Source organism: Streptomyces sp. NPDC004658 (assembly GCF_040609555.1).
In the GTDB taxonomy this organism is placed as follows: domain Bacteria; phylum Actinomycetota; class Actinomycetes; order Streptomycetales; family Streptomycetaceae; genus Streptomyces.
This window is the reverse complement of the sequence record NZ_JBEXKG010000039.1, coordinates 1-26365: the sequence shown is the minus strand read 5'-3', so window position 1 is coordinate 26365 and position 26365 is coordinate 1. Positions and strand designations below refer to the sequence as shown.

Below are 26365 nucleotides of genomic sequence, written 5' to 3'. Positions count from 1 at the left end.
CGGTGGGGGCGCAGGCCCGCCCAGGCCCTGGGCGGGTCGGGATATGACTGAGCACCCGCGCTTGGCTGGTCCGCTGGGACTCTTGCTCGAGCGCGGGGGCTCCGCCGTGCACGACCGGTCTGCCGTTTTGGGTCCGCCGTCCCGGCCGGGCCGCGCTATGCCGTGAACGCGGGCGGCCGAATGGGGTCGGGCAGGAGCCGCGCGAGTTCCTTGGCCGCCGCAATGACGGTCCGGTCGGCCAGATACGGGCCGATGATCTGGATGGCCAGCGGCAGTCCGGCGTCGGTCTTGCCGGCGGGGAGCACCACTGCGGGCAGACCGACCGGACTGGCCAGGTTCAGCCAACTGGTCTGGTCGTAATACGAGCGCTTCTGACCGTCGACCGTGATGTAGCGTTGCGGGAGCGGCGTGCTGCTCTGGTCGGGGACCGCGGCGGTCGGCGTGGCGGGGGTGATGAGGATGTCGTGGTCAGCGAAGTAGCCGGCCCAGGCGGCGCGGAGCTTGTGCCGTTCCTCGTCTGCCAGGCACCAGTCACGGTGCCGCATGGTCCGGGAGTGCAGATACAGACCGCTCGGGTCCCCGTCGGGAATCTTCGCGGCCGCTTCGATGTCGGCGGCGAAGGCGGAATCGGTGGCGGTCGCGGAGGCCGTGGCGTACATGAGCCGCTGGAAGAGCGTGTCGCTGGCGGTGAAGTCCACCGGCCGGGTGGTGTCGTCGATCTCTGCCCCCGCCTTGCGGACGAGCGCGGCGACCTGGTCGAGGAGCGCCCGGGTGTCCGCGTCGACCCGACAGTAGGCGTCGTCGGCCCAGATGCCGACGCGGTACTCGCCGAGGCTGCTCCTGGTCGGGGCGGCCAGGTCGATCTTCCAGCCGGCGCGGTCGGCCGGGGCGGGCGCGGCCAGTACGTCCAGCAGGAGGTCGAGGTCGTCCGCCGTGCGGGCGATGGGGCCAAGGGTGATCATGTCGCTGCTCGTGGTCCAGCCGGGCGGGCGAGGGATGTGCCCGCGCGTGGGAACGATGGGGCTCGCACCGCGGGAGGTCCGTAGCGCGTAGACCCCGCAGTAGGCGGCGGGCAGGCGCAGGGAGCCGGCAAGGTCGGAGCCGACTTCGAGGCCGGTCAGTCCGGCGGCGACTGCTGCGGCGGGGCCGCCGGAGGAGCCGCCTGCTGTCTTGGTGCTGTCGAACGGGTTGGCTGTCTTGCCGAAGACGGGGTTGTCGGTCTGGATGTCCTGGCACATCACCGGGACGTTGGTCTTGCCGATGATGACGGCTCCGGCCTCACGCAACAGCGCGACCGAGTCGGCGTCCTGGACGGGGATGTGGTCCTTGAGGTCCGGTGACCCGCAGGTGGTGCGCAGGCCTTCCGTCTCCAGAGCATCCTTGACGGTCATGGGCAGGCCGTGCAGCGGACCGAGGACCTTGCCGGTCAGGGCGAGGTGACGGTCCGCTGCGTCGGCGGCCGCGCGAGCTCGCTCGGGGTCGAGTGTGACGACGGCGTTCAGTCCCGGGTTCGTGCTGGCGATGTGGTCCAGGTACTGCTCAAGCAGAGCACGGCTCTTGATCGTTCCGCTCCGCAAGGCAGCGACCTGGTCACGGGCAGGCGCGAGATGGAGCTCCGCCCCGCGATGCCGCCGACTGCTGGCGCGCGGGCGAGCGGAGGAAGGCGTGGCCATCGCGGTTGCAGCAGCAAGAGCGGTGGAGGCGACGAGCAGGGTGCGACGCAAGATCAAGAACGGACTCCAGAGGTGGGGCCGGGACGCTCAGCGGGAGCGGCCGTCGGCTCGGGCGGCGTGAAGTACGACGCGACGCGCTGAAGGTGGGCGAGTTCCTCGTCCGCATCAACAGACAGCGCCGCGTCGGCGTATTCGGCAGGAGTGTCAAGGGCATCGCCGGCGTGGTACCGGATGAGGGCATGGTGGATCTGGTCGGCGGTGACGGCCGCGACGAACTCGAGACCGGCAAGTCCCTCGGCCTTACGGCGTTCCTCCGATGCGGCTCGTACAGCGGGATCGAGATGGCGGCGCAGCATCTTCTGCCCCTGGCGAATCTCGACCTGTCGGCGCAACAGCGGAAAGTGGGCACTGCGCCCGCGCAGGATGGCGGCGCGCTGCGAGGCCGGCCGGCGCAGGGTGATGCCGGGATCGGCCTGATCCAGCGCGGTCCAAAGGTGATGCAGACGCCGGTAGTGGATGTGCGCCATCGCCCAGGCGTGGGCATCCTCGGCGCGGCTGAGCAGGGTGGGCAGGAAGTAGCCGACCTGGGTGAGGGTGGCCCCGATGTCGCCGCACAGCCAGGCATACGGTTCGAGGCCCCTCACGCTGAAGTCGAAGATCGCGCCGAGGATGGTGCCGATGCGGATCGCGCTGTAGCCGAGCGTGATGATGGCGCCGACGCAGACGAGCCGCAGGCCGACGGCGATCGACGGGCTCGCCGCGGCGCGCGCGTATTTCCAGCACGAGCGCGCCAGGTACAGCTCGGCCAGGGTGTAGGCGGTGATGTACAGCGTCAGGTACGCCTGGAAGTACGGGTCGTGCGCGTAGTACTGGGTGAAGTCTTTGGGCCTCTGGGCGACCGGGGTGAGAAGCGCGAACAGCGCCGTCATGGCCGCGATGACGGCGCCGGCCGCGGCGAGGAAGTATCGGCTCCTACGTCTGGCCTCCTCAAGGGGCTTGGACCAGTGGGCCAGGACGGTGGCCTGCAGCGCGAGGACCAGGACCACGCAGCTCTGGGCGAGCGGAACGGAGATGTTGGTCACGCCGACGGTGCGGTCGATGCGCACCCAGACCCAGGTGAGGGAGATGGCGTAGCTGAGAGCGGAGAAGCCGTAGGTGATGGCGAGAGCGAGCAGCGCCGGGTCGCGGCGGCTCTTGCCGAGGTCACGCAGCAGGAAGAGGAAACCGGTGCCGGCGATCGACAGGCACAGGGGGTGCAGGAGATCTTTCACGGGCTTGTATTCGTGTCAGCGCAGCAGGGTGCGGGCTATGGGATCTCGCGCGCGGGCACTCCGGGCCGCCGTGGCGCGAGAGGTCATGGCATGCTCGCGCAGCAGGGAGCCGATCATCTCGGCCTCGAACTCGTCCGGCTCATCGAAGCGGGTCCGCCCCAGAACGAGTCGTACGGTGGCGGGGTCGATGTCGGTGATCAGGCCGCCGAGGCCGTCCACCCCGAGGGACTCCTTCTTGTCGCGGTGCTTGAGCATATGAGCGAACTCATGGCCGGCGATGATCTGGGTGTAGGTGGGACTGACACCCTCGTCATAGAAGAGGTAGTCCGTCGTCTCGGTGGCCATCCACATGCCGCACGGGGCGCTCGCGTCCAAAGAGTCCGGGTCGCTGAGATCCGGCGTGAACGGCATCAGCCGAATCTCGCGGCCCAACTTCTGCTCCATGAACGGCACAAGGTCCAGGACGTTGTCGACCGGAGGAAGATCCAACTCTTCAACAAAGGCTCGGCTGCGCCGCTCGACTTCCTCAGCTTCGTCGATGGGGCGGCGCGCACGACGGCTGTGCCACATGCGGGGTCCTCTCCAAGTGCCGCGGGTAGCAGAGCCTAGTAGCTGTTCACAAGAGATCCTCATCCGAGGCGGGTGGGAGGCCCTCCTCTTCACGCACGGCATCGAGCTTCTTCATTACTTCTCCACGGCCTTTGGAGGAAAGGCCGATGGCACGGAGTGCGATCTGTTTCACACCCGCCTGGGTCAGCTTCCTCAAGAGCTCGAACTGCTCCGTGACGTTCTGCCGCTCTTCGTCCTCGAAGAAGAAGCGGGGCTTTACCCCGAAGAACCGCGCGAAGAGGGGAGGCAACTTGATGGTGGGGGTCTTCTCTCCTCTGCGGAGCTGGCCGATGTAGGCCCCGGTGATACTGACCTCGTTGGAGTAGGACGAGATCTCCCGGGCGACGTGGGCGTTGCTGAACTCCTTCCCGCCTGGCGGGCGAACCCGGTCGAACAGGTAGTTGAGGCGCTCATGGAACGGCGCGCCAGGACCGGGTACGGGAACCACCCCGGTCGGTTCCGGCGTCCCTGTGTCCGTCGTCTCAGCTTCATGGGCCACGATGCGCTGCTTCCTCTCGACGGGCCTAAACTATAGTTGACGATGCGGCGGTCGAAGTTTAGGTTCACCTTCGCAAGCAGGTGAACTGGGCCACGCCCGGTCCGAACGACCGCCGAGGGTGCGCTTATGGGGATCGTGATGACGCCGTTGAGGGGTCGAGTGTCCCGGATCCCGTCGTTGGTGGCAGTTGGTGACCTGGGCGGGACGGGGGGTCCGCTTCGCACCTTATGAACTGCATCGGACCGCCAGCGAGCTCCCGGCCGGAACCCGGCGAGGGGCACCACGAATTCCGGCAAGTCGCAGGTGAAGGGGTGTCCCGGTTGGGTGAGCGCATCCCATTCGCTCCCAGGATGGGACAGGCGTAACGAGAGGGCCGCCGCTCGGCGCTGCGGATGGGATGTTGCGCACCACGCCCTGGAGTCAGCCGCTCTGACTGTCGAGCGCCTGATCGAGGCGCAGCTGCCTGACTCATTCGCGTGTGCTACGCGTAACCGACTCGACACATAATGGAACGCATGTTTGAGTTAGGTGGCTTGAAACCGGCCTGCGGGCATGGTCGAGACACGGGGTAAGGAGCCGGATGACGGACCGGGCGATCCGCCGCTGGTGCGGGCCTCGGAGACCAAGACGCCGATCCTGGCGCACCGCACGGGGCACGGCATCTGCAACCAGATGCCGCATGTTTTCCGACTAATCGCATCGCTCAGCAGCATCTGCAGCTGACCGGCAGGGCAGATCCGCCCGACGGGCACGGGCGACAAAATCAGACACAGGGGGAAGCGGGGGAAGAGGGGAATGAGGATGCAGCCGGCCAAGAAGTTGGAGCGGCCGCGCGTGCAGGTGCCGCGCTGGATCAGCTCGGCCCGTGAGCAGCTCGCCATACGCCGCGAGACCAACACGGTCGCCCGGCAGATCCGCAAAGACTTTGGCCTCGCGAGCGTGCAGAGCATCGACGACCTCGTGGAAGCCGTGGCGGCCCGAAGAGGAAAGCCCATCTCGGTGCTCGACATCGACATGCCGTTGTCCGTGAGCGCCTTCTCCCTCGCCACCCCAGAGCGGGACTACATCGCAGTCGACCAGGACGCCAGCGAACTGACCAAGGTGAGCTCCGTCGCGCACGAACTGGGCCACTTCATCTACGACATCCCCGAAACCGTCGAGGTACCCCTCGGGCCGGGCCGTGGCAGCCCCTTGTCGATGGACCTGGCGGTCCAGCTCACGCCAGCCCTCAACCCGAGCGAGGTCACCGCGTTCTTCCAACGGTCCCACTACGACTCACCCGTCGAGCGGAAAGTGGAGGCCTTCGCCACCGTGGCACTGGAGCGCAAGATCGCGCTGCGCGAGCCCGACGCGCATGGCCTGACGTCACTCTTCACACACCGGGGGACCGGTGTCTGAGAGCAGCGCAACCGCCGTCTACCTGATCATCGCGTCGCTCCATTGGACGATCGCCTGCTGGAAGTGCACCGCCTTTTTGCGGTCTCCCAACCTCTCCCTTGGTCTGCAGACCGCCACCCACAGCCTGGGAGGCACCGTCTACCTGGTGGCCTCCCCCCTGGGCTACCGGACCCTCGGAGCGGCAACCGGCCATCCGTGGCTGCCCACGCTGCCGATCTACCTGGGCATCCTGCTGTGCTTCGGAAATCAGCACTTGCTGACCATGGTGTGGACCGCAGCCCAAGCGGACCCGCAACGAAGGCTGCGCCGCCGGCTCTGGGCCTGGACCATTGCCTACGTCGTCTCCATGGCGATCATGATCGTTGAGTTCGTGAAAGCCGACCTTGACGGCCCCGCCGATCCACTGAAGTTCAACACGGAACAGGTGGACGAGCTACACGTCCGCGTCTTCCTCGCCGTGTTCCTGGTCATGCTCGCCTGTGGAACGCTGAACGCCGGCCTCCACTCCTGGCGGGCACGGATCGACGACGAGCGGCTCAGACACTCCATTCGCTGGTACGGCATCAGCCATCTTGTGACGTTCGGATACGTGCTCTGCTCGGCGCCCGCCGCGGCGGCCGCAGCCACCGGCCATCACCAACTCGACGGCGTAGGAGTGCTGGGCGCCGCCTTCGGATGCGTGGGCTCCGTCCTGACCTGCTACGGAGTCAGCGGGGCGGTCGTCAGCACCTGGCTTCGCGAGCGTCGAGACATCGCGGTCCTGCAACCCTTGTGGGATCTCGTTGTCCCCGGCGTTGCCGAGGAGCTTGCCCTGGGCGCCCGGGGACGACAGGCGGGCGCCTTTACTCAGCCGACGCCACGCACCCCGGGGCCGTCCAGGCCGAACCGTCTGTTCAACGTACGATGGACGCTGCACCGCCGTGTCATCGAGATCCTCGACGGGATCCGCAGGCTCGAGCGGAGTTCCATGGTGCGCGAGCTGCCAGCTCACGTTGTCACGTCACTGCACGCCGAAGCCGTCAAAGCTCCCACCCTTCGGTGCCAGCTGGGCCTGGGGAAGAAGGCGCTGACACTGGTCGACGTCGAAGCCGCCGCGACGGCCGCCGTCCTTCGCGATGCGGTCGAGCGCCTCCAGGCCGCCGGACCGGACGGCCCAGAACCGGTGTCACCTCCAGGGACGCAGCCGATTTTCGTCCCGGGCAAGGGAACTCCCGCTGCCAAGGAACGGCAGCGCCTGGTGCGGGTCGCCCGGGCGCTGCATCACCCCCTGACGGAGGCCTCGTTGCGGGCCGTACGTTCCGTTCACGGTGACCAAGGGGCACCTCAGGCTTCCGCGACGGCAAGGTAGTGTCGCGCCCGACGACGCCGCTGACAGCGTGCGCATCGAAACGGAGCAGAGCCGTCACGGGCTCGGAGGGGGGAGCCCGGTGCAGCGGGCAGTGGTGCTGGGAGGCAGCTTCGCAGGGCTGATGGCGGCCCGCGTGCTCAGCGACTATGCCGAGGACGTGGTCATCGTGGAACCCGACTGTCTCGATGACGCGAGCAGGACGGGCGTACCGCACCGTCGGCAGCTACACGCCCTCCTCGCGATGGGGCATACCCAACTGGAGCGCTGGTTCCCCGGCATCACCAAGGAAATGACCACGCAGGGCGCCCTGGTCGGGCGTGGCGAGGCCGTCCAGTTCTACGTCGACGGCCACCGTCGCCTCCCGCTCGAGGAGGTGGAGATGCTGGGTGCCACCCGCCCCTTCATCGAGCGTGCCGTACGACTGCGCACACGAGGCCTGCCCAACGTGCGCATCATCGCCGGCCGGGGCCAAGGACTTCTCATACAAGGCAAGTGCGTACGCGGCGTCCGCTACATCCCGAACGGGCAACAGACCGAGACGACGACACTCACCGCCGACTTCGTGGTCGACGCCATGGGCCGATCCAGCCGTCTGAGCGCCTGGCTGGAGCAAGAGGGCTGGCCAGTCCCTCCGCTGGACCGGATGACGATCGACCTCGGCTACGCCACCGCCTCATTCCGCCGGGGCAGCGAACTGCCCGGAACGGTGATCGCTCACTCCGCTCCCGGCCCGGCCAGCGACTACCAGCCCACCTTGTGCGAGCCGGGCGCACTCGCAGCAGTCGAAGACAGCCGGTGGACAGTCGTCCTGGCCGGCTACGCCGGCCACCGGCCCAGCCGAGACCCGCAGGAGTTCCGCAGCAGAATGAGACGCTGCGTGCAGCCGCTGCGTGAGGTAGCCGAACAATGCGAGCTGGAGTCCGACGTCGAAACCTTCCACTTCCGCGAGAGCCGGCGGCGCCGGTTCCTTGCAGCAAGCCGCCTTCCGGGCGGGCTGGCCGCGGTCGGCGACGCAGTGGCCTCCATCAACCCGATCTACGGGCAGGGCCTCACACTGGCGGCCCTGCAGGCCTCCGCCCTCGCCGCCTACCTGCGCTCCGGCGCCGCAGCCCATGAACCGGCCTGGGGGTACTTCCAGCGCGCGGACGTCTTCGTGAACGCCGGCTGGAACTTGTCGACGACCGCGGACCTGGCCCAGCCCCACGTCATCGGGCCCTATCCTCGCGGCTACGCCCTGATGCGGTGGGTCGGCGACAAGATCACACAAGCCTCCCTGCAGGACGCCGAGATCAACCGCGCCTACATGAGCGTCGTTCACATGCAACAGCATCCGCGAGCCCTTGCCCGCCCCCGCGTTCTGATGCGCGCGGCCCGAGTCCTCCTCGCCCGCTGACCACCGTGCTCGTACCGGACACACCAAAGGAGAGCAGTGCCCCGTTGGACCGCCGCCCTGGCCGAGGCCGGCATCAGTAACCCGGCCCTGCGGCACGCCTACGACGCACAGCGAGAAGCGGTGCGCAAGTTCGCCCTCCAGCAGTACCTGGCCGCCCGCCTTCTGCTGCCGGCCAGGCTCCACCCATCCGTGGTCGCCGTGGTCGCCTTCATGCACGAGACCGACGAACGGATCGACGCGGGGGACCCCGTCGCCCGCCAGGAGGTTCTGAGCTCGTGGGACCGAACGGTGCGTGCGGCACTCGACACCGGCCCCCGCCGCGAGGCTCCTGAGGCCGCCCTGCTCCAGGCGCTCGCCGACACCGTACGCAGGCACCCGCACCTGACCCGGCACGTGTACGACTTCCTGGACGGCGCACCCGTGGAGGCCGACTGGACTGGCTTCGACACCGAAGCCGACTTCCAGTCCTACATCGACAGTTACTCCCTTCCCGCCCTGATGCTCACCGCGTCGCTGATCGCGCCGCCGCCGGAGGCCGATGTCGAGGAGTCATTCCGTCAGGGATGCCGAGCGCTGATCGAGGCGTGGCAGCGGGCCGACTTCCTATCGGACCTCGCTGAGGACGCCGCGCAGGGCCGCGTTGGCATCGCCCGCGACGAACTCGCCGCGCACGGATTGAACTTCGAGGACCTCCGCGACAAGTCGCAGGCCTGTATGCCCGCACTGGAGCGGCTGGTCGCTGCGCAGGCGGAACTCGCCGAGGCAGCGCTCAGCAGGTGCCGAGGATTGCCAGGACTGGTTGAGGCGCCGTACCGGCCGTTCGTGAGGGCCCTGATCTCCGTACAGGACCTGCAGCTTCAAGCCGTGCGCCGCAAGGGAGGCTCCCTCGTGAACGGTGGGGTGCGGCCGCCGGCCGCGGCAACCTTGCGCCTCCTGGGACGCCAGTACCTCGCCGCCAGGAGCCAGCTACGCCGCTCGCGTTAAGTCCGTGGCGGCGGGTGTCCGGGCCCTGCGGCGGACGCTGGTGAGTAGCGGGGGCCGTCAATCGTCCCGGCTGGCCAGACCCATCGCGCTTTTGATGATGCTCATGACGCCCCTGCGGCGTGTGGGCGGCAGCGAGCGCAACTCGGCGGTGAGTTTCTTGAGTTCCGGATCCTCGTCCTCACCTGCCGGCGCCGCCGGCGCCTGTGTGGCGTGGGCCGAATCGACTACCTGCTGAATCGCCGCCTGCAGCTGCTCTGCCAGCTCGTCGCTGCCGGCGGAAAGGCTGCCGCGCAGGGCTACATGTTCCACCTGCTCACCCTTGAGCTTGGCAAGGAAGCGGGCCTGCACCAGCACTGGCTCCAGCGCAGTGAGAAGCGCGTTCTCGGGGCCGACCGAGAAGAATCCCGGCGCCTTCAAATGGTTCGCCAGCTTGTTGCTGGTGTCGAAGCCCGGCTTACGGGTGCCGTTCAGGAGATGCGAGATCATCGATCTGTCGCACCCCGCGGCGGCGGCGAGCTCAGCACGTGTGTACTGCCGGCCCTCCGGGTGGAGCCTGGTCTCTATGAGGAAGCGCAGGCGATCCTTGAAGGGCGGGTCCACCTCGTCATGGCTGACGGGTTCCCCCGCGAAGAGCTTGCGAAGTGTCGCCTCGGTGATGCACGTCTCATGGGTGATCCGGGCGAAGTTGATCACTTCGATGGTGTGGCCCAGCTCCTCAAGCTCCGCCTTGACCCCGGCCAGGGCCGCCGCGACGCGCTCCACCACAGTGGTGTTGTTCATATACGGGCGGTCTCCTGCTTCTTCCTCGATGACCCGCGTGCACGGCGGACAGAAGGGTAACGCCCTTGGGCGCGCGCAACACCCGGGCGGTGACATTTGTAGCTTACCCGGGGTCGCACGCGATAGTCCGATGACAATTGACACCAGAGGGCGATTGCAGCATGATCGCTGTCCGGTGACGGAGATCGACCGCCGTTCGGTGGGCGATTCGCGTTACCCACAGCTATCTCGCGTCACGCGACGTGAGAGGCGCCTGACCCGGTCACTCATGGCCTAGGAACCTGCTGACCGGGTCTGGCGCCACTGCCTCTACAGGAGACGTGAATGAGTGTTGCATCATCACGGCCTTCGCCGCTCACTGATCGCCAGTGTCGGGATCAGATCGTACTCGGCGAGACGTCTGCGTTGGGCATGGGCACGATACATGCGCCGACGGCGGACCGTGAAGGGCAAGGCCACCTGACGTCGGGGAACAGCCCCGAACCCACAGCCCCGCCTGCAGGCGCCCATACCTCGGCAGTCTGCTCGCCCCCCGCCGGGGGCACCGAGCGCATCAAGTTCCAGAACCGCGGTGAAGAGCCGACCCGCTCGGCGACCGTTGCTCGGCCGAGTCCGCAGGGTAGGAACCCGCTGCAGCGTTGGAACGCAGTGATCGCCCACCCCGCCACGGGCCTCGCATCCGAGACGGAGGACGGCCCTTCCGCGGGCATGCAGGGCGTACGGCACACCTCGCGCAGTGAGCGGCCCCTCAACGGACCCTGCTTCGTCACCGGACGCTCCGCTCCCAACCCTGCCGCTCGGCGCGCCGACGCAACGTCCTTGCCGCGTAGCGCCCTTCGGCACCCGTACTCCGAGCCGCCCCGGCTCGTCGCCTGAACACGGCCTGCCGTCCTCGTCGCCCAAGACGACCCCGCACCGGCACAGGCCCACCAACTTCCTGGACCGCGCGGTCGGTCGTCTGGTTCGCCGACGCACCCAGCCGACCGCACCCGCTGGATGGATGCACCATGCCCCCCATCTCGTTTCCCCCTGCCTTGCCGTGCACCGGTGTCCGGAGCGCCGCACCACGTGCCCCTCGACCACAGCGGCACTGTTCTCGAGTCGGCCTGCCTCTGGCGGCCGCGGTCGGCCTCGGCCTGATCGCCGCTGCGTGGCCGGCCACCACCGCACAGACCGCCTCCGCACCCAAAGCGCTCACCGCGAGCACCTCCGCCGTCCTTGTGACCTGTCGCACCGGGATGTACCCGCAGGCCACCGCGCCCGAGACGCTCGCTGCAGCGGGCACGATGAGGTCCGCCCGGTCCGCCTCCTCGTCCGTTGAGGTAGCGGTCGTCGCCCCTGCCCTGACCACGATGGCAGGCGGTGCCCGGTGAGCACCGACGACCTGATCAGCCCTGAGCTTCCGGACAGCGACGCGGAGACCGAGGACACCCCGGAGAAGGTCACCGTCCAACCGGCCGCGCCCTGGCCGCAGTTCGACGACGACATCGCTCGCCGCGAGATCGCAGCCATGGAGCTTCTCCACCGCGGAATCCCGCCCGTCCGGGTCCACCGGCGCACCGGCCTGTCCATGTACCGCGTGCGTCGCCTGGCAGTCCTCCTCGCCGAGGAAGCCAAGAACCCGCCACGCCCCCGCAACGTCCTGAAGGAGCCCCGGCCCCGCACCCCGGGCCGGACCATGCTGCGCGGAGCAGCTCCCAAGCCCGAGCCGACCGACGATCCGGAACAGCTCACGCTCCTGTGACCCCGCCACCGCGCTGAGCCCGGCGCGGATGGCCATGCCCGCTTCTTGTCCCTTCGGCCCGCTGTGAGCGCCACGCCGCGGGTCTACTTCGTGCTACCCGGAAACGGACCTTCGTGCCCCGCGACCAACTCTCCCTCCTCGATGCATCCGGCTCGAACGACACATCCACGACCGACGTCGACGCCTCCTTCGACCCGGCGCACACCCGGCAGTGGCTGTCCGGCACCGAGGGCCGCATCGCCACCGACGGCTTCAGCTGGATGCAGGCCGTCTGCTGGTTCCGCATCGATGACACCTTCACCGTCGACCGCGATCACGGCCCCAAGCGCCTGGGCGACACCACCCTGCGCGTGGCGGTGGCCCTGGCCCGCCTCAACCCGTGCCGTCCCGGCGTCGCCTACCTGATGCGCCTTCTGAAGCTCTCGAAGCGGACCGTCCAGTACCACCTGGCGATCCTGCGCGAGGCCGGCCTGCTCACCTACCGCTCCAAGGGCACCCGTGTGTCCGGACAGGGGGGCATGGCCAGCGAGTACGTCTGGACCATCCCGCCCGCCTTCGACACCGCCTTGCACCTGCGCACGGCCGCCTCCGAACAGTACCTGCGCATCGTGCGCGGCATCGAGGACGCCGGCCGCAAGCTCATGAAGCGACTCGCCAAGATGGCCCAGCGCCTGATGACCAAACCCCGCCGTACCCGCCCTGCGAAACCGGCCCCGCGCCGTTCCTCCTCGCAGCAGCGTTGCACCCCAATGGGGGGTAGTTCCTCTGGTCTTTCCTCTGCGGGTACATCTACCTCTCCCTCTGAGAGCAAGCTCGGTTCGGGAAACAGCTCCACCACCCCCTCCAAGAAGCCCCGAACGCCACGACGCCTCAACGCCGTTGGCCGCCGCTACCGCCTCGCCGCCGAACTAGTCCGGCAGGTTCCCTGGCTCCACCGGGCCGCCGTGCCCCGCATCGCGTGGGTCGTGCGCCACGTGTCGGACGCGGGCTGGAGCGCGACCGAAGTCATCGCGCTCCTAGCGCTCCAGTCGCCGTCCCGCATCGTCCGCCGTCCCTCCGGATTCCTCGCCCAGCGGCTGCACAACGCCCACCAGCGGTTCGACACCCCCGCCCGGCGCGAGGAGCTCGTGAACTGGTGGCGTGACTCGCGCGAGGCCGAAGCAGACCGGCACACCGAGTGGCAGGGCACCTGGCAGGCTCCGCGCAGCCGCGCGGTCACCCACCTGGTCCGCCGCGCGATCGACGCCGTGCGCCAGGGCCAGCTCCACGAGCCCCCGGGCCAGGACCGGGACCAGGTGCAGGCCGGCTCCTCCGAGCTGACCCGCGAGGAGCTGCTCGCCCAGCGGCAAGCCGCTCACCAGGCGTTCCTCGCCGGAGACACCGCCCTGGTCACCTCCGCCGTCGACTTCCTCGGCCGAGAGGCCGCCGAAGGCCTCTACGGCGCCGACCTGGTCGCCCGGGCCCTGCGCCTGACCCGTGCCAGCAGCCACCTGAAGGTGAGGACCCTGGGATGACCGACCCCGAGCCAACAGGCATCGACCTGGCCCGAGTCGTACTTCGAGCTGCTCGCCAGAACGCCCGCCGCAGCAGCCCGTCGGCCCAAAAAGCGCCCGCACTGCGCCACGGCCGCCGCGACCGCGCCGACGGCCGCGACCCGGTCGGCCTCGGCGCCGCCCTGGCCCGCCTGATCGAGGACCGGGCCTGGGACGTCCCTGTCCAGGGCGGCTCCGTCCTCGAGCAGTGGCCGTCCATCGCAGGCGACGACCTCGCCGCACACGTCAGAGCCATCCACTTCGACCCCGACACCCGGACTTTGGACCTTCGACCCGACTCCCCGGCCTACCGCACACAGATCCGCCTGCTCGCCCCCCGGCTGCTGGACCGCATCGGCGACCTCCTCGGCACCGACGCCGTACGCCGCATCCGCGACCTCCCGCCCGGCGCCGACGCAGGTCAGCCCAGGCGCACGGAGCCCACCACTCCCGCGGGCGCCCGCCGGGCAGTGATCCCACCGGCCGTCCGGGACCAGCAGGCCCAGCCGCCCAACACGGTCGACCCGGCCCCCGCGGCCGCCCCTGGCCAGCCGCCCAGCTGGCTCCTTCCAGACGCCCCAGAGGAAATGGATCCCGAGACCGCCGAGCGGCGCCGCAAGGACCGCAGCCACGCCCGGGCGCTGGCCTACGCCCGCCGACAGCGCGCCAAGCGCAAGGCCGCCGCCGACAAGCACAAGCAGCACGACCGCTAACGGAGTTCACCGTGATCAGCCCCCACACCGGAAACCCCGCCCAACGGCCCGCCTCCGACGGCGTCGATGCCGCGAGTCGGCCGCCCGCTGCCGGCACCCTGCCTGCCGACGGAGCCTGCCGGGCGCTGCGCCACACAGCCTCGACGATCACCGACGACGCCGTCGATCGCCTCTATGAAGCACTCGCCCGGTCACGGCGCGGGCACCACGCAGTCGGGCGCCGGGCGGCGGGGGAGGAGCGAATCTGATGCAACTGCTCTGTACGGCCGGTGCCCGGGACGTCAGCGTGATGCCGTGCCAGACCACGGACCCGGAGATCTTCCAAGATCGGGAGCATCAGCAGCTGGCGAAGTCCTTGTGCGCAGGCTGCGACCTCAAGCGTGCCTGCCGCCGGTACGCCCGCACTCACCGCGAGGGGGCACGTGGGGCGGCGAGACGAACGAAGAGCGGGCCGGCGCCGGTTATCTGCCGCGCGGTTCGACGAAGGACTACTGGAAGCGCCGGTCGGTGCCGCCGACCAGCTGACCGCACCGTTGCCGCCCCGTACTGCCGCTCGTTGTCACAGGCCACCCTAGAGTTCCGCCCACCGCCCTCCGCTGCGCGGCAGCCGTCCCACGTCCCGATGTGCTTGCGAGTGCTTATTGCATAAGCACTCGCAAGCACTCTAGGGTGGGGGCGTCCATCCTCGAGCATCAGGAGGCGACCGTGCCGGCCGAGAACGACGCCACGGCGTCCAGAGTGCTCGCTGTCAACGTCTCCCAACGGTGGAGCGAAGTCGAGAAGGGCACCAGCTCCGAGGCGGACGTCGTCCTCGGCGACTGGTCACCATGGAGTGGCGGCTCGACCTCGAAGATGCTCTTCGATCCAGACGAGATCGCCGTCGTGGTCGCCTGCCGCCGCGGCCAGGCCATGGCCGTCTATGACGTCGTACCCAACGAGCAAGGCCGCCGCTGGGACTGGGTCGGCAACGGACCCCGCCGCCGCATCGTCTTCCACGGGCAACCCTCCCGCCGCTACGACGCGACCCGCTCCGCGCCGGCACCCACCTGGAGGCGGGGCGAGGGCACTCCGGTGAAACTCCTCGACCTGGACGTCCTGCTCGAAGGCACCGCGCAGCCCGACAACTCCGCACGCCACGTCGTCCTCGGCGAGGCCGTCGTACGCAGCGACGGGGACCGGCGACTCACCGTCTCCGTCCCACCCGGCTACAGCGTCACCGTCCACACCCGCACGGACCCCGCGGACAGGAGCAACTGATGGCAGCCCAGCCCTACAGCGACGGCCTCAAGGAACTCCGCAGCCTCCGCGACGAGGTCACAGAGGCGGTCAAGGCCCGTGATCGCGCGCAAAGGGCCCTCGACAAGGCGATCACCGCGCGAGACAAGAAGGTCAAGCAGCTCGGCGCGTATGAGCAGGCCAAGGCGGAGCGGATCGCGCCGGCGGCCGGTCTGTCCGTCAAGGACGTCGTCGACCTGGTACCCGCGCTTGGCCCGCAGCCGGCAGCCGCTGCGCCGGCCACGCCGGACAGTGCCCCGGCCGCCGAGAAGACCCCTCCCCAGGAGTCCCCGGCCGTGCCCGAGCGCACCGGGGCAACGCCTCCTTCGCTGCAGCAGGTCCAAGCCCACCAGCCGAGCCGGGAGACCACCGACGAGGACGGCACGACCAGGACCGCTCCGGACGAGCCCGCCGCCGAGCAGCCGGCCAGCGGCGACTCCAGCGAGACGGAGACGCCTGCGCCCGCGGGCGAGCCGCGCGATGAGGCGCCGGCCTCAGAACCCGTGATGCGGACCCTGCCCTCCGTCCCCGAAGGCCCCGAGGGCGACCGCTGGTTCGCGGTCGCTCCCAACCTCGTCTCGGAGCACCCGAACTTCACCCAGAAGGTCCGCCCCGCTGTCTTCCTCGACGCCACCACGGGCGCGCTGGCCTTCCGGGACAGGCGCATCCAGCTCGACCTCGGCTCGCGATCGGCCGCCGAGATCCTCACCGCGGTCTACGCCACCGTGCCCGAGAGCGTGGAGCGCATCTACATCACCGCCGGCGACCCCTGGCACCGCGACGCCGACCGTCACCGCTACCTCAAGGATGCGGTCGCCGCCTGGCTCGACGCCCCCCTGCCCGAGGGCTGGAAGGTCGACACTGGCCGCGGCAAGGACGACCTGGCAGGCCACTACGTCCACGAGCGCAAACCGGTCGGCCGCTGGCAGCGCGGCAATCTCCACACGGAGATCCGCTCCGTGACCGAATGGTTCGACCCTGAGGGCGCCGACGTCACCGTCATCCGGCAGGCCTTCGTCCTCACCCTGCAGGCCCTGCAGAAGGAGAAGCCGACCAAGCGGTTCCCCGACGCCGTCCTCATGGGTTCGCCCAGCCAGACCGGCCGCGACCTGTGGTCGCGGACCATCTCGACCAAGAAGGGGTCCCGCTGGGCCGACGGCTACCCCGTCATGTCCGCCGAGATCCGCCAGCTGCTGCACGCCACCTCCGGCCAGGGCCGCACCGAGCTGATCACGCCGCCCCGCATCTCCGAAGAGCTGCCGCAGTGGACCGAGCTCGACCGCACCCTCGCCTACGGCAAGCACACCTGGACCAGCGGCGTCGGCGCTCCGCGCCGTATCACCGCCCACGCTTTCGACTCCATGAGCGAGAAGGACAAGACGAACGCCTTGTTCGCGCCGAGCCACTGGCAGGTCAGGGTGACCATCCCCGACGACTGGGACCACGTTGGCCTGCTGCCCGCCGCCGTCGAAGGCGACCGCTCCTGGATCTACCCGCACGAGGGCGGCCGTACGTTCGTCACCTGGGCCGGCGGCGCCGAGATCAACGCCGCGCTGCGCAACCCGATCCAGCCGTGGAAGATCGAGATCCTTGACGGACTGCTGTGGGAAGCGGGCGCACCCCTTCGCGAGTGGTCCGACAAGCTCAAGGACGCCTGGGCCGAGCTGGCCAGTTGGGCCCGAGCGGCCGGCACCGACGAGCTGCGCCAGGCCTACAAGCTCGCGTCCCGCGCTGTTCGCAGCATCCTGCTCTACGGCATCGGCTCGTTCGCCCAGCGCCCCCGCGTCACCACCGGAACCGTCCAGCGCGGACACGAGCGGGAGATCCCCAAGGGCGCGCACGTCGTCAGCATGGAGGGCGACACCATCGTGTGGGAGCGCACCTCGGTGAGCCGCAACCCCTGGGCCCACCCCGAGTGGTCGGCCGGCGTGTGGTCCGCCGCCCGCGCCGCCCTGCTGTCCACCGGCGTCAAGAACCAGGACGGGACGAAGACCCACATCGGCGCGCTGCACCTGCCGCCCGGGAGCATCGTCGCCTTCCGCACCGACGCCATCTACACCTCTGACCTGCCGAACTGGCCCTACAACGGCGACCCCGGCGACTACCTCCTCAAGGGCCACCTGCCCTACCCCGTCGCCGCGCCGACCAACGAGCAGGAGTTCTATGGCCTCCAGGCCAACGGACGCGCCTGGCTCAACAAGGACGCCACCCAGTAGCAACGCCGCACGTCCCACGCTGGGGCGTGCGGCCACGACCGTGAAGGAGTCGGAGCAGGATGCCTCCGCGACGCAGAGGAAGCGACGCACCCACAGCGCCTCAACCGCCCAGCGAGGCAGCTCGGTTGACCGACCAGCTGATCGCCGAAGGCTTCACCAAGCGGCAGATCGCCCAGATTCTGAGCCGCAACTCCGCCATCGTCAGCCACTTCTACACCCGAGGCCCCCGATCCGGTGAGGCGTACGTCGAGGGGCTGCGCGCCGTCGTCCAAGAAGTCCAGGCCGGCGGCCCGCGGGATGTCGACTCCCTCAAACAACTCGCCAGTCAGTACATCAGGCGCCGCCGCACCAAGGACGGCAAGCTCGCCCGCGTCCGCACCCCAGACAGAGTCCAAGTCGAGCACGACGAGGAGTGGACCTCCGGTCTGGCCCGCGCCGGCCGACAACACCTCGCCTCCGGCGCCTCCCGCATCCTTCCGGTCATCGAAAAGGCAGCCGAGGCTGACGGAGTCATCGCCTTCACCGTCCGCGCCTCCAAGGGACGCTTCCTGATCGACTCCGGCGACGAGAGCGACAGCCCCGGCGTCGCCCGCCACGTGGTCCAGCGCCGCGACGGCACCGAGGAGCGCTCCTACGGCAACGCCAGCGGCCCGCCCGGCGCACGCCGGGCCGGCTTCGGCGCCCGTGAATGGCATCAGAGAGTCACCGAGCACAACGGCGACGTCACCGCAGCGATCACCGACTGGATGGTCGAGACCGGGCGCCTCGCCGAGGACGCGCAGATCACCCACCTCGAACTGCGCGCATGGAAGCCCCCTACTGGATGAGGACATCCACTGCGACATCGAACACGACGAGCAGGAAGGTCAGGAATGCGCCCCTGCTCGGGTGGATGACGAATCTGGTTGCCAGCAGGGCGGCGAACGCTACCTGTCACCGGAGTTGAGGACGAGGTACTGCTGCTCGACCTGACGTACACGCTCGTGTTCCCGGACGCGGCGCCGGTGCTGGACAAGGCCATGCAGCACGCCGCCCACGACGAAGGCAGCGATGGTCAGGACAGAGAGCCAGGCGACCATGCCCGCCTCGGCCCAAGTGCCGTCGGCAGCCGGTTCAGAGTGTGCCTCGATGTACCTGGTGGTGACGGCCAGTTCCACGAGAGTGATGGGGATCCCGGCGGCGCTCCACACGCCCAGCAGCACCCATGGACTCCAAAGCCTCCGTTCCACGGGCAGTCCAAGCCCGTCGCGCACCGCCCGCGCCTGGGCATCACTTCGGTGTGCGGCCACCCATCCGGCCACCACGGAGACAGCGGAGCCTACAACCAATAGCCCGGCGAGATCTTCAAGGAAGAACTGCGCGTCGGGCGAAGTCAGCCGGGCCGTTGCCATCACCGGGAATGCCGTCACGATCAAGGCCCCTGCCAGGGCCTTCCACTTCGACGACCACACCTGATCGGCACCCCTGCGCCACTGATTGACGCACCGAACCACCGCCGCGGCCGCGCCCGCCCAGAACACCGCACACAACACCACCGCCCCCATAGGGTGGCCTCCCTCCCTCGGACCCTTGACACCGGCCTCAGCAGAACCGCTCACGGCGCAACTGCCCTTCGAGGCGTACCTACGCCATGCGGATGTCGCTGACCCGGGGCTGATGATCAACGATTTCGTACATCGCCTGGTAACGCACAACAGAAGTCGGTCAAATGACACCAGATCGCATATCACCGCCGCACCGCAGCGGTGTCAGCGCTCTCCCTTACTGTGGCGGGCGAGGACGTTGCCTACAGTGAGTGCCTGGCGCTGCGACATCGGGTGAAGGGAAGCGGGAGTGCCTTCTTCTACGGCTGAAGCCGGCCAGCGCATCGAGACGAGGGAGCATTCTGGGCTGGCGGCGCTGGGCGCCGACGAGTGGCACGCCACGCTCAAACAGCTCGCCAGCCGGGCCGATGCTGACCCAGCCGTAGCCCGCGAGGTGGTGCGCCGGCTGCACGCAGGGCTGCTGACCATGCGGGACATGCGGCTCGTGCTACTCGCCACGGGGCACCTGTCCGGCTGGCAGTCGGCCCGCCGTGCGGTGATTGACGCTCTCGCCGACGACCCGGAGACAGCACGGCACGTCCTGGTCCTCCACACCCAGATCGAGCTGCTGCCACCACCTCAGTACGAACAGATTCAGCAGCCGCAGCCCGGTGCCTCGGCTGCCTATGCCGCCCGGGTCGGGCCTGCGGACGCACAGGTCACCGGCCCCGCCCAGCAAGCCCGTACCAGCCGCGAGGCCAAGGACCGGGCGGCGCTCGCCCTGCTGGCCCGCCTCGCCGGAGTCACTCCACCCGGCCAGATGCCGGCGCAGACGGCTGAGCGCCTGGTGCTGCCCGGCATGCTGACAGAGGCCTTCGAGCAGCGTCTGCTGAAGGCCCTCAAGGCCGGGCAGGAACCAGGTGCTGAGCTGGAAGCGGAAGCGCTGCACCGGGCTGGCGCGGGACGGCTACGCCACCGCGACATGTACCTGCTGCTCCTCGACGCCCGGGGCGAGACCTGGAACCGTGTGCGGATGGCCGCGCTGGAGCGGGCCGCGGCGATGCCGCCGGCCCCGGCTCAGCTGCTGCACTGGTACGCCGAACAGCACGGTGATCCGAACGGCCTGTCCTACCAGGAGGAGTTGGACGCCCGCGAGGGACGTCACCGGGTGCGGGCCCGCCTGCAGCTGGAGAGTACGCGTACCGGACCGGTACGTTCGGCCTGGTCACGCAAAACGGCCCGGCATTACGCCAGCTGCGCGCTGCTTGCCGAACTGGCGGGCCTGCCCGAGCCCGAGCCGCAGACTGAGGACAAACGGGTTGAACCTGCACGCCTTTCACTTCCCGCGAAGGGCCAGGACCCGGTCAAAACGCTGAACAAGCACTACCAGCGGGAGCTGATCAGCAAGCCCAAGGCGACGCTGCGCAGCCTGGGTTCGCGCGTGGAGTGCACTTACACCAGCCAGCATCGCGACTCCGGAACCCAGGTTCAGGCGACCGCAGCCGGCCCGGACAAGGAGGCGGCGCGCCGGGCTGCCGCGTTGAAGCTGCTACACAAGTTGCACAGCGTCGACGTCGCCGCTCTGCGTTCCTCTGCCTCCAGCCGGCGTGCGGGCCAGGCGGCATCCGCAGTCCCCGAGACCACGCCCGCACCGGCACCGGCACCGGCACCGGCCGAGGCTTCCGCGTCGGCGGACCGTATCGAGCGCCCGCCGCTCCAACCGCAAGACCATCATCCGGTCGCCTGGATGCGCGACGCGCTCGCAGCCGGTTGCCCCCTCATGCTGGAGATCACCGACGGTGCTGGCCCGGCGGCGTGGTGGGTGCACGACAGCGGCCTGCGTGCGCTGCCGATGACTGATCTGCCCGCTCCGCTTGTCGCCGGGCGCACCGCGGCAGGCGCCGCTGGGTGGCGGCTGCCTCTCGGCTTCGGTCTGCCCGTGGTGCACCAGCTGGGCGCGGGTGCGCATCCGAGCGCGGTGTTCTGGCAGCGGGCGGTGCACATCGCCCTGCAGCTCGTTAAGGCCAAGCTCGTCTATCCCGCCCTCGACGAGGGGGAGCGGGCCGTATGGCGTGCGGGGCCGATCCCGGCCAGCGCCGAGGAAGCGCTCGGCGCCCTCGCCGAGGCCGCACCACCGGCCGCGATCCCCTCCGGCATGGCGGCGCGGCAGGCCCTCACCGCGTGCTGCGACGCGGTAGCCGACACGCTCGTGCGCACCCCGGCCGCAGCGCTGTTCGGCGCCAGCCCCTGGACCGCCTCCGCGCCTGCCCCGGTCAGCGCGGAAACCGAGCGAACGGTGCGCGACTGGCTGGATGGTGTGGAGGACCAGGCGGACGGTGGCCCGGCCCCGCAGCTGATCCTTCGCGTGCAGTCGCCCAGCGACGAGCAGGCCGCCGCCGGCCGGCTCACTGCCGACCTGCACCTTGCCCCCGCCGGATCCAGCCCAGACGCGTCGGGCGAGGTTCCCGCTGCCCGAGTATGGGCCGGTACCGCGCGCCTTGTGGGCGAGAGCGCCGACGCCATCCGGCCGCGGGTGCGGCGGGCCCTGCGCCGGGCCGCGCGCAGGTGCCCGGCCCTGGCCGGGCTGGCCGGCGAGGACAGTCCGCAGCGCTGCACCCTGCACTCCGGCGCGATCACCGTTCTGCTGGAGCAGGAGGCCGAACTCGCCGAGGCAGGCGTCCGCGTGGTGTGGCCCGAGCGGCTGCGCACCGCCTTGTCGGCGGCCGCGGTCGTCGGCACGGCCGGCGCGAGCCCCAACGCGGGCGGCCCGGCCGTAGGAGAGCGGCCGCGGTTCAGCGTGACGGCCCTGCTCGACTTCCGCTGGCAGCTCGCCCTGGACGGCGCCGACCTCACCGAAGAGGAGATGGACGCCCTGGCCGAAGCCGCCCGGCCGCTGGTCCGCATCCGCGGACAGTGGGTGCTGGCCGACCCGGTCATCGCCCGGCGCGCCCGGCACCGGCTCCTGGGGCAGTTGCCGGGGACGCAGGCGCTGACCGCGGCCCTGACCGGCACCGTCACCGTCGCCGGCGACACGGTCGTCTGCCGGCCATCCGGACCGCTCGCCGACATGATCGACGTCCTGCGGCGCGGCGAACACCACGAGCAGACGGTGCCTGCCCCCGCTGGCCTGACGGCCAGCTTGCGCGGCTACCAGCAGCGCGCCCTGACCTGGCTCGCCCACACCACACGCCTCGGCTTCGGTGCCGTCCTCGCCGACGACATGGGCCTGGGCAAGACCCTCACCGCGCTCGCCTTCACCTTGCACCACCAGCAGCACACGCCCGGCCCGGCCCTGGTGGTGTGCCCGGCGTCCCTGGTGACCACCTGGTGCCGCGAGGCCGCCCGCTTCGCCCCCCACCTGCCGGTCATCGCCTACCACGGCAGCGACCGCACCCTCGAGGCGGCCACCGACACGACCCTGGTCGTCACCACCTACGGCCTGCTGCGCCGCGACGCCGCCCGCCTCGCGGAACAGCAGTGGGCCCTGGTCATCGCCGACGAGGCCCAGCACGCCAAGAATCCCGCCTCCTCCACGGCCCGCCAGCTGCGTTCCCTGCCTGCGGCCACCCGCCTGGCCTTGACCGGCACCCCGGTCGAGAACAACCTCTCCGAGCTGTGGGCGCTGCTCGACTGGACCAACCCGGGCCTGTTCGGGCCGCTGAAAACCTTCCGCTCCCGCTGGGCCAACACCGCTGAGCGAGACCCCGGCTCGGCCGAAGCCGCCGAACTCGGCCGCGTCATCGCCCCGTTCGTGCTCCGGCGCCGCAAGAGCGACCCCGGCATCGCGCCCGAACTGCCCGCGAAGATCGACCAGCCGCGCCTGGTGCAGCTGACCACCGAACAGGCCGCCCTGTACGAGGCGGTCGTCCGCGAGACCCTGCAGCAGATCCAGGACGCCCGCGGCATCGAACGCAACGGCCAGGTCTTCAAGCTGCTCACCGCACTGAAGCAGATCACCAACCACCCCGCCCACTACCTGCGAGAACAGCCACCCACCCGCGACCAGGCCGCCGCGTTCGCGGCGCGTTCGGCCAAGACCGCCGCGCTCACCGACCTGCTGGAAACGATCAGGGCCCGGAACGAGGCCGCGCTCGTCTTCACCGGTTACGTGCAGATGGGCCACCTGCTCACAGCCCACCTCACCCACCTCGGATATGACCCGCTCTTCCTGCACGGCTCCACCCCTGTCGCCGAGCGCCAGCGCATGGTCGACGCCTTCCAGGCCGGACGCCACCGGGTGATGATCCTGTCCCTCAAGGCCGCCGGAACCGGCCTGACCCTCACCCGTGCCGCCCATGTCATCCACTTCGACCGCAGCTGGAACGCCGCCGTCGAGGACCAGGCCACCGACCGCGCCCACCGCATCGGCCAGCATCGCACCGTCAGCGTCCACCGCCTGATCACCGAGCACACCGTCGAGGACCGCATCGACGAGCTCCTCACCCGCAAGCGGGCCCTGGCCTCGGCCGTCCTCACTGGTGGGGACCAGGCACTGACCCAGCTCACCGACCAGGAACTGGCCGATCTCGTCGCCTTGGGAGAGCGCCGATGAGCGTGCAGCACACCACCGCCGGATGGGCCCGCGCCCTCACCAGCGCCCTCCACGAGGCCGCCGGCGACGCCCGTCTCCACGACGCGGCGCGCCGCCTGCTCGCCGCCGGCCAGGCCGGGCCGCTCAACGTCAACCAGGGCTTCGCCACCAGCAAGTTCCCACTGCCCGATGGCCGGGTCGCCCGGCCCCGCCTTCTGGTCACCCCACTCACTGCCGGCGAATGGGACCGCATCGAGGCCGCGATCTGCGCCCGCCCCGACGCCACAGACCTCGCAGGCACCGCCGCCATCAGCGACCAGCTCACCGACCCGTCCCTCACCGCCGGCGTCCCGATCGTCCCCACCGCGCAGGACATCTCCCACACCTGCACCTGCACCCCCGACGCCGCCAGCACCGCGTGCCCCCACTCCGTCGCCGTCGGCATGCTCCTCACCGAGCGGGTCCGCACCGCGCCCGCCCCGCTGTTCACCCTGCGCGGCCGCCCCCACCAGCACCTGAAGAAGCGGCTGCGCGCGAACAGCCCGACACCTCAGACCGCCAGCCCCCCAGCACCCACCACCGAGCCGGCCGCCGCCCGCCCTCCCCACCACGACACCCCCGGGCCCGCCGCTGCGGTGCCGGCGCAGACCACCAGAGCGCTCCGGCCGATCCCGGACCCGGTGACCCTGAACCTCACCCAGGCGCGCCCAGTGCTGCACGCTCCGCTGCCCGAACCCCCCGAGCCGCTGCCAGGCACCCAAGCCCTCCGCGCGCTCGCGGCAGACGCCGCTCACCGCGCCGGAACCTGCCTCGACGGGCAACAGCTCCCTGACGGCCACACTCCCGGCGGGGACATCGCGCGGTTCCTGTCCCTCCCGCACGGCGCCGCGTTCCGGCAGGCCGCCATGGACCACCTCGGCCTGGACATCGTGGGCATGGGGCACCTGCAACTCGCCTACACCCACGGCGGGCCAGCCGGCGCCGCCGTCTACCTCGAGGCGTTCACCGTCGACCACGACACCCTCGCCCACGCCCAGGCCAGCATCCAGCCACTGCGCCCCGCCCCCACAGCCACCATCGTGTGCGAGGACAACCGGCTCACCGACGAGGCAGCCAACATCCAGCTCAGGTACGGGCCCGACGGACGCTGGTACCCCTACCGCGCCCCGTACGGCATCTGGCAACCCGTCCCCGGCCCCTCTCCCGACCCCGCCGAGGCCTACCGCGCCGCACGACGCTCCAACCAGCGCACTTCATGACAAATCGCCCGATGGTCTTCACCGCCCAGCTTGATATGAATCCATCCGCGACCTGGGGCGGATCATTGCCCTGCCATTTCCGTGCGGCGGTGCCGGTAGGTCCCCGCCATGCCAGTTGGGGGTGGTTCGGCCCGCGGAAGTTGGAAGGAATCCGCGACAGCCGTGAAGCCGCAGGCGATTTCAAGCCCGGTACGCCTCGGCCAGACTCACTCACTCTCGGCCAGACCCACTGACCCTCACTGCACCACACTGGCTGGAACCGGAACGGCCCGATGAACAAGCGTGCGACAGTGTTCCCGCCCTGAGGAGCTCGTCTGCCGGGACCCAGCGATGTGCTTTCCAAAAAGAGTGGTGCGCATCACAGTGTGTAGATTCCGACCTGCTGTTTTACGCCCCACAACGTACTCAGACTGTAGCCAGTCTGTAGATCGGAAACGCCGTCAAGCGATGTGCTGCGGCCGCAAGTTACGACGCCGCGATCGCCCGTCGATAGACTCCCAGTACGCGAAAGGAGCCCTGCTTCCCAACGGGTTTCCAGGCCACTGAGTTGGGAGGGCTCCTTGCGTGGTGCTGCAACGAAACGCAACGCAACGAAGCGCAACTAACACCAATACGGAGCCTAGCGTGAATTCACGAGACAAGCATCCACGTCCGGTGGACAGATGGCTGTCTGCCATCCGCATGCACCTGCGGAAATGGACCGGAAGTGGTGGACAGAGTGTTCAGCACCACTTCCTTCAGGGCGTGGCCTACAAGCTGGGCAGCGGCGCCGTAACGCTGCTGATCCTGTGGTGGGAGACGCGACACTGACCGCGTTGCGGGCCCCGTAGCTGACTGCGGGCCCGCACTACGGCAGAAGTCACTCAACCTGGCCCACCGGGGCGGCATGCCCGCAAGGACAGCTGCGGCGCGGTGGCTGCGGCGACGGCTCGGCCGGCGTTCTTGCAGTTCCCCGACTGACACCTGGCCGCAGCGGAGCCGCGCCGGTTAGACGGTTGAATGGTCCTGCCCGCCCCCCCAGTTCTTCTGCGGGCAGGACCAGGCCCCTTGCGCAGAGCCGGCCTCGAAGGCGACGAGCACGCGGTTGCCGCCCCCGCTGAAGGCACCGGCGTGGCGAGGGGGCCTGTGGGGAAGTGTTTCCCCGCCTCATCTGCCTCGACTTCAACCGGTGTGCACGAGGGTGCCGGCCCCTGGCACAAAACCTTCGCCTGCCCGGCTGGGCTGCGGTGCCGGGCCCCGTGGGAGCCGGGTCGACGAGCGGCAGTCCGCGGGCGGTGGCGACGTCGTGGGTATCCCGGGCGAGGACGACCTCGTCCGCACCAACCGCCGCCGTGATGTTCGCAAGTTCCGCGTTACTGGTGAGCTCGTCTTGGTCGACCTTGAGCGGTCCACGCAAACGCGCCGACGTCGTCAGGCGTCCGGCGCTGCCGCCACGATCAGGTGGCACGCTGGGAAGGTTGGGTTACCCGGGACTTCCGTATCCTCGCCGGTCCCCTGTCGACCAGTCCCCCTCGGCGCGGCCGGCGCCATAGGTCCTCGGTGAGAGGCCCCGCGCAGCAGGCGGACGATGCGATGCAGCCGAGAGCACGTCCAAGCACTCTGGTGGTCAGTGGTTGC

The 26365-nt window shown here is 69.8% G+C and carries 19 protein-coding genes; 13 read left to right on the top strand and 6 right to left on the bottom strand.

Going from position 1 to position 26365, the window contains the following annotated elements; all coding sequences use genetic code 11:
* Positions 1 to 155: 155 nt before the first annotated feature.
* From ABZV94_RS16355 to ABZV94_RS16340, 4 genes are all read right to left on the bottom strand, one after another.
* The gene (locus ABZV94_RS16355) at positions 156 to 1577 is read right to left on the bottom strand and encodes an amidase family protein (protein WP_356340939.1); all 1422 of its coding nucleotides are present in this window, start codon (positions 1575 to 1577) and stop codon (positions 156 to 158) included.
* A gap of 149 nt (positions 1578 to 1726) precedes the next feature.
* Complete coding sequence (locus tag ABZV94_RS16350) at positions 1727 to 2944, bottom strand: MAB_1171c family putative transporter (RefSeq protein WP_356340938.1); 1218 nt, start codon at positions 2942 to 2944, stop codon at positions 1727 to 1729.
* Between the two features lie 15 nt (positions 2945 to 2959).
* The gene (locus ABZV94_RS16345; protein WP_024127641.1) at positions 2960 to 3514 is read right to left on the bottom strand and encodes a hypothetical protein; all 555 of its coding nucleotides are present in this window, start codon (positions 3512 to 3514) and stop codon (positions 2960 to 2962) included.
* Between the two features lie 46 nt (positions 3515 to 3560).
* Positions 3561 to 4052: a hypothetical protein gene (locus ABZV94_RS16340; protein ID WP_024127642.1), complete on the bottom strand. Its 492-nt coding sequence runs from the start codon at positions 4050 to 4052 to the stop codon at positions 3561 to 3563.
* Positions 4053 to 4853: 801 nt separating this feature from the next.
* Here ABZV94_RS16340 and ABZV94_RS16335 point away from each other — a divergent pair.
* The 4 genes from ABZV94_RS16335 to ABZV94_RS16320 are packed head-to-tail and all read left to right on the top strand — an operon-like array spanning position 4854 to position 9175.
* Positions 4854 to 5450: a hypothetical protein gene (locus ABZV94_RS16335; protein ID WP_356340936.1), complete on the top strand. Its 597-nt coding sequence runs from the start codon at positions 4854 to 4856 to the stop codon at positions 5448 to 5450.
* Complete coding sequence (locus ABZV94_RS16330) at positions 5443 to 6798, top strand: DUF6545 domain-containing protein (RefSeq protein WP_024127644.1); 1356 nt, start codon at positions 5443 to 5445, stop codon at positions 6796 to 6798. Before ABZV94_RS16335 ends, ABZV94_RS16330 begins: the two co-directional genes overlap by 8 nt.
* A 28-nt stretch (positions 6799 to 6826) precedes the next feature.
* The gene (locus ABZV94_RS16325) at positions 6827 to 8191 is read left to right on the top strand and encodes an FAD-dependent monooxygenase (RefSeq protein WP_356340934.1); all 1365 of its coding nucleotides are present in this window, start codon (positions 6827 to 6829) and stop codon (positions 8189 to 8191) included.
* Between the two features lie 36 nt (positions 8192 to 8227).
* Entirely contained in the window at positions 8228 to 9175 is a 948-nt protein-coding gene (locus ABZV94_RS16320; RefSeq protein ID WP_024127646.1) for a squalene/phytoene synthase family protein, read from the top strand.
* Between the two features lie 57 nt (positions 9176 to 9232).
* Here ABZV94_RS16320 and ABZV94_RS16315 read toward each other — a convergent pair whose 3' ends face one another.
* The gene (locus ABZV94_RS16315) at positions 9233 to 9955 is read right to left on the bottom strand and encodes a helix-turn-helix transcriptional regulator (RefSeq protein ID WP_024127647.1); all 723 of its coding nucleotides are present in this window, start codon (positions 9953 to 9955) and stop codon (positions 9233 to 9235) included.
* Positions 9956 to 11324: 1369 nt separating this feature from the next.
* Here ABZV94_RS16315 and ABZV94_RS16310 point away from each other — a divergent pair.
* From ABZV94_RS16310 to ABZV94_RS16280, 7 genes are all read left to right on the top strand, one after another.
* The gene (locus tag ABZV94_RS16310; protein WP_356340933.1) at positions 11325 to 11699 is read left to right on the top strand and encodes a hypothetical protein; all 375 of its coding nucleotides are present in this window, start codon (positions 11325 to 11327) and stop codon (positions 11697 to 11699) included.
* A gap of 113 nt (positions 11700 to 11812) precedes the next feature.
* Positions 11813 to 13213, top strand: coding sequence for a helix-turn-helix domain-containing protein (locus tag ABZV94_RS16305; protein WP_356340931.1), 1401 nt, complete (start codon positions 11813 to 11815; stop codon positions 13211 to 13213).
* On the top strand, positions 13210 to 13944 hold the full coding sequence (locus ABZV94_RS16300) for a DciA family protein (RefSeq protein WP_024127650.1): 735 nt from the start codon (positions 13210 to 13212) through the stop codon (positions 13942 to 13944). The genes ABZV94_RS16305 and ABZV94_RS16300 overlap by 4 nt, the downstream gene beginning before the upstream one ends.
* 247 nt (positions 13945 to 14191) lie before the next feature.
* A complete protein-coding gene (locus ABZV94_RS16295; protein ID WP_181412043.1) occupies positions 14192 to 14593 on the top strand; it encodes a WhiB family transcriptional regulator in 402 nt (133 codons plus the stop codon).
* A gap of 56 nt (positions 14594 to 14649) precedes the next feature.
* On the top strand, positions 14650 to 15201 hold the full coding sequence (locus ABZV94_RS16290; protein WP_024127652.1) for a hypothetical protein: 552 nt from the start codon (positions 14650 to 14652) through the stop codon (positions 15199 to 15201).
* The gene (locus ABZV94_RS16285; RefSeq protein WP_024127653.1) at positions 15201 to 17435 is read left to right on the top strand and encodes a hypothetical protein; all 2235 of its coding nucleotides are present in this window, start codon (positions 15201 to 15203) and stop codon (positions 17433 to 17435) included. The genes ABZV94_RS16290 and ABZV94_RS16285 overlap by 1 nt, the downstream gene beginning before the upstream one ends.
* 125 nt (positions 17436 to 17560) lie before the next feature.
* Entirely contained in the window at positions 17561 to 18262 is a 702-nt protein-coding gene (locus ABZV94_RS16280; RefSeq protein ID WP_024127654.1) for a hypothetical protein, read from the top strand.
* Positions 18263 to 18361: 99 nt separating this feature from the next.
* Here ABZV94_RS16280 and ABZV94_RS16275 read toward each other — a convergent pair whose 3' ends face one another.
* Positions 18362 to 18979 carry a hypothetical protein gene (locus ABZV94_RS16275; protein WP_356340930.1) on the bottom strand — a complete coding sequence of 206 codons (618 nt, stop codon included), beginning with the start codon at positions 18977 to 18979 and terminating at the stop codon, positions 18362 to 18364.
* 289 nt (positions 18980 to 19268) lie between these two features.
* Between ABZV94_RS16275 and ABZV94_RS16270 the strand changes: the two genes are divergently transcribed.
* Entirely contained in the window at positions 19269 to 23510 is a 4242-nt protein-coding gene (locus tag ABZV94_RS16270; protein WP_356340928.1) for a DEAD/DEAH box helicase, read from the top strand.
* A complete protein-coding gene (locus ABZV94_RS16265; protein WP_356340927.1) occupies positions 23507 to 24748 on the top strand; it encodes a hypothetical protein in 1242 nt (413 codons plus the stop codon). The genes ABZV94_RS16270 and ABZV94_RS16265 overlap by 4 nt, the downstream gene beginning before the upstream one ends.
* The last annotated feature ends 1617 nt before the right edge of the window (positions 24749 to 26365 follow it).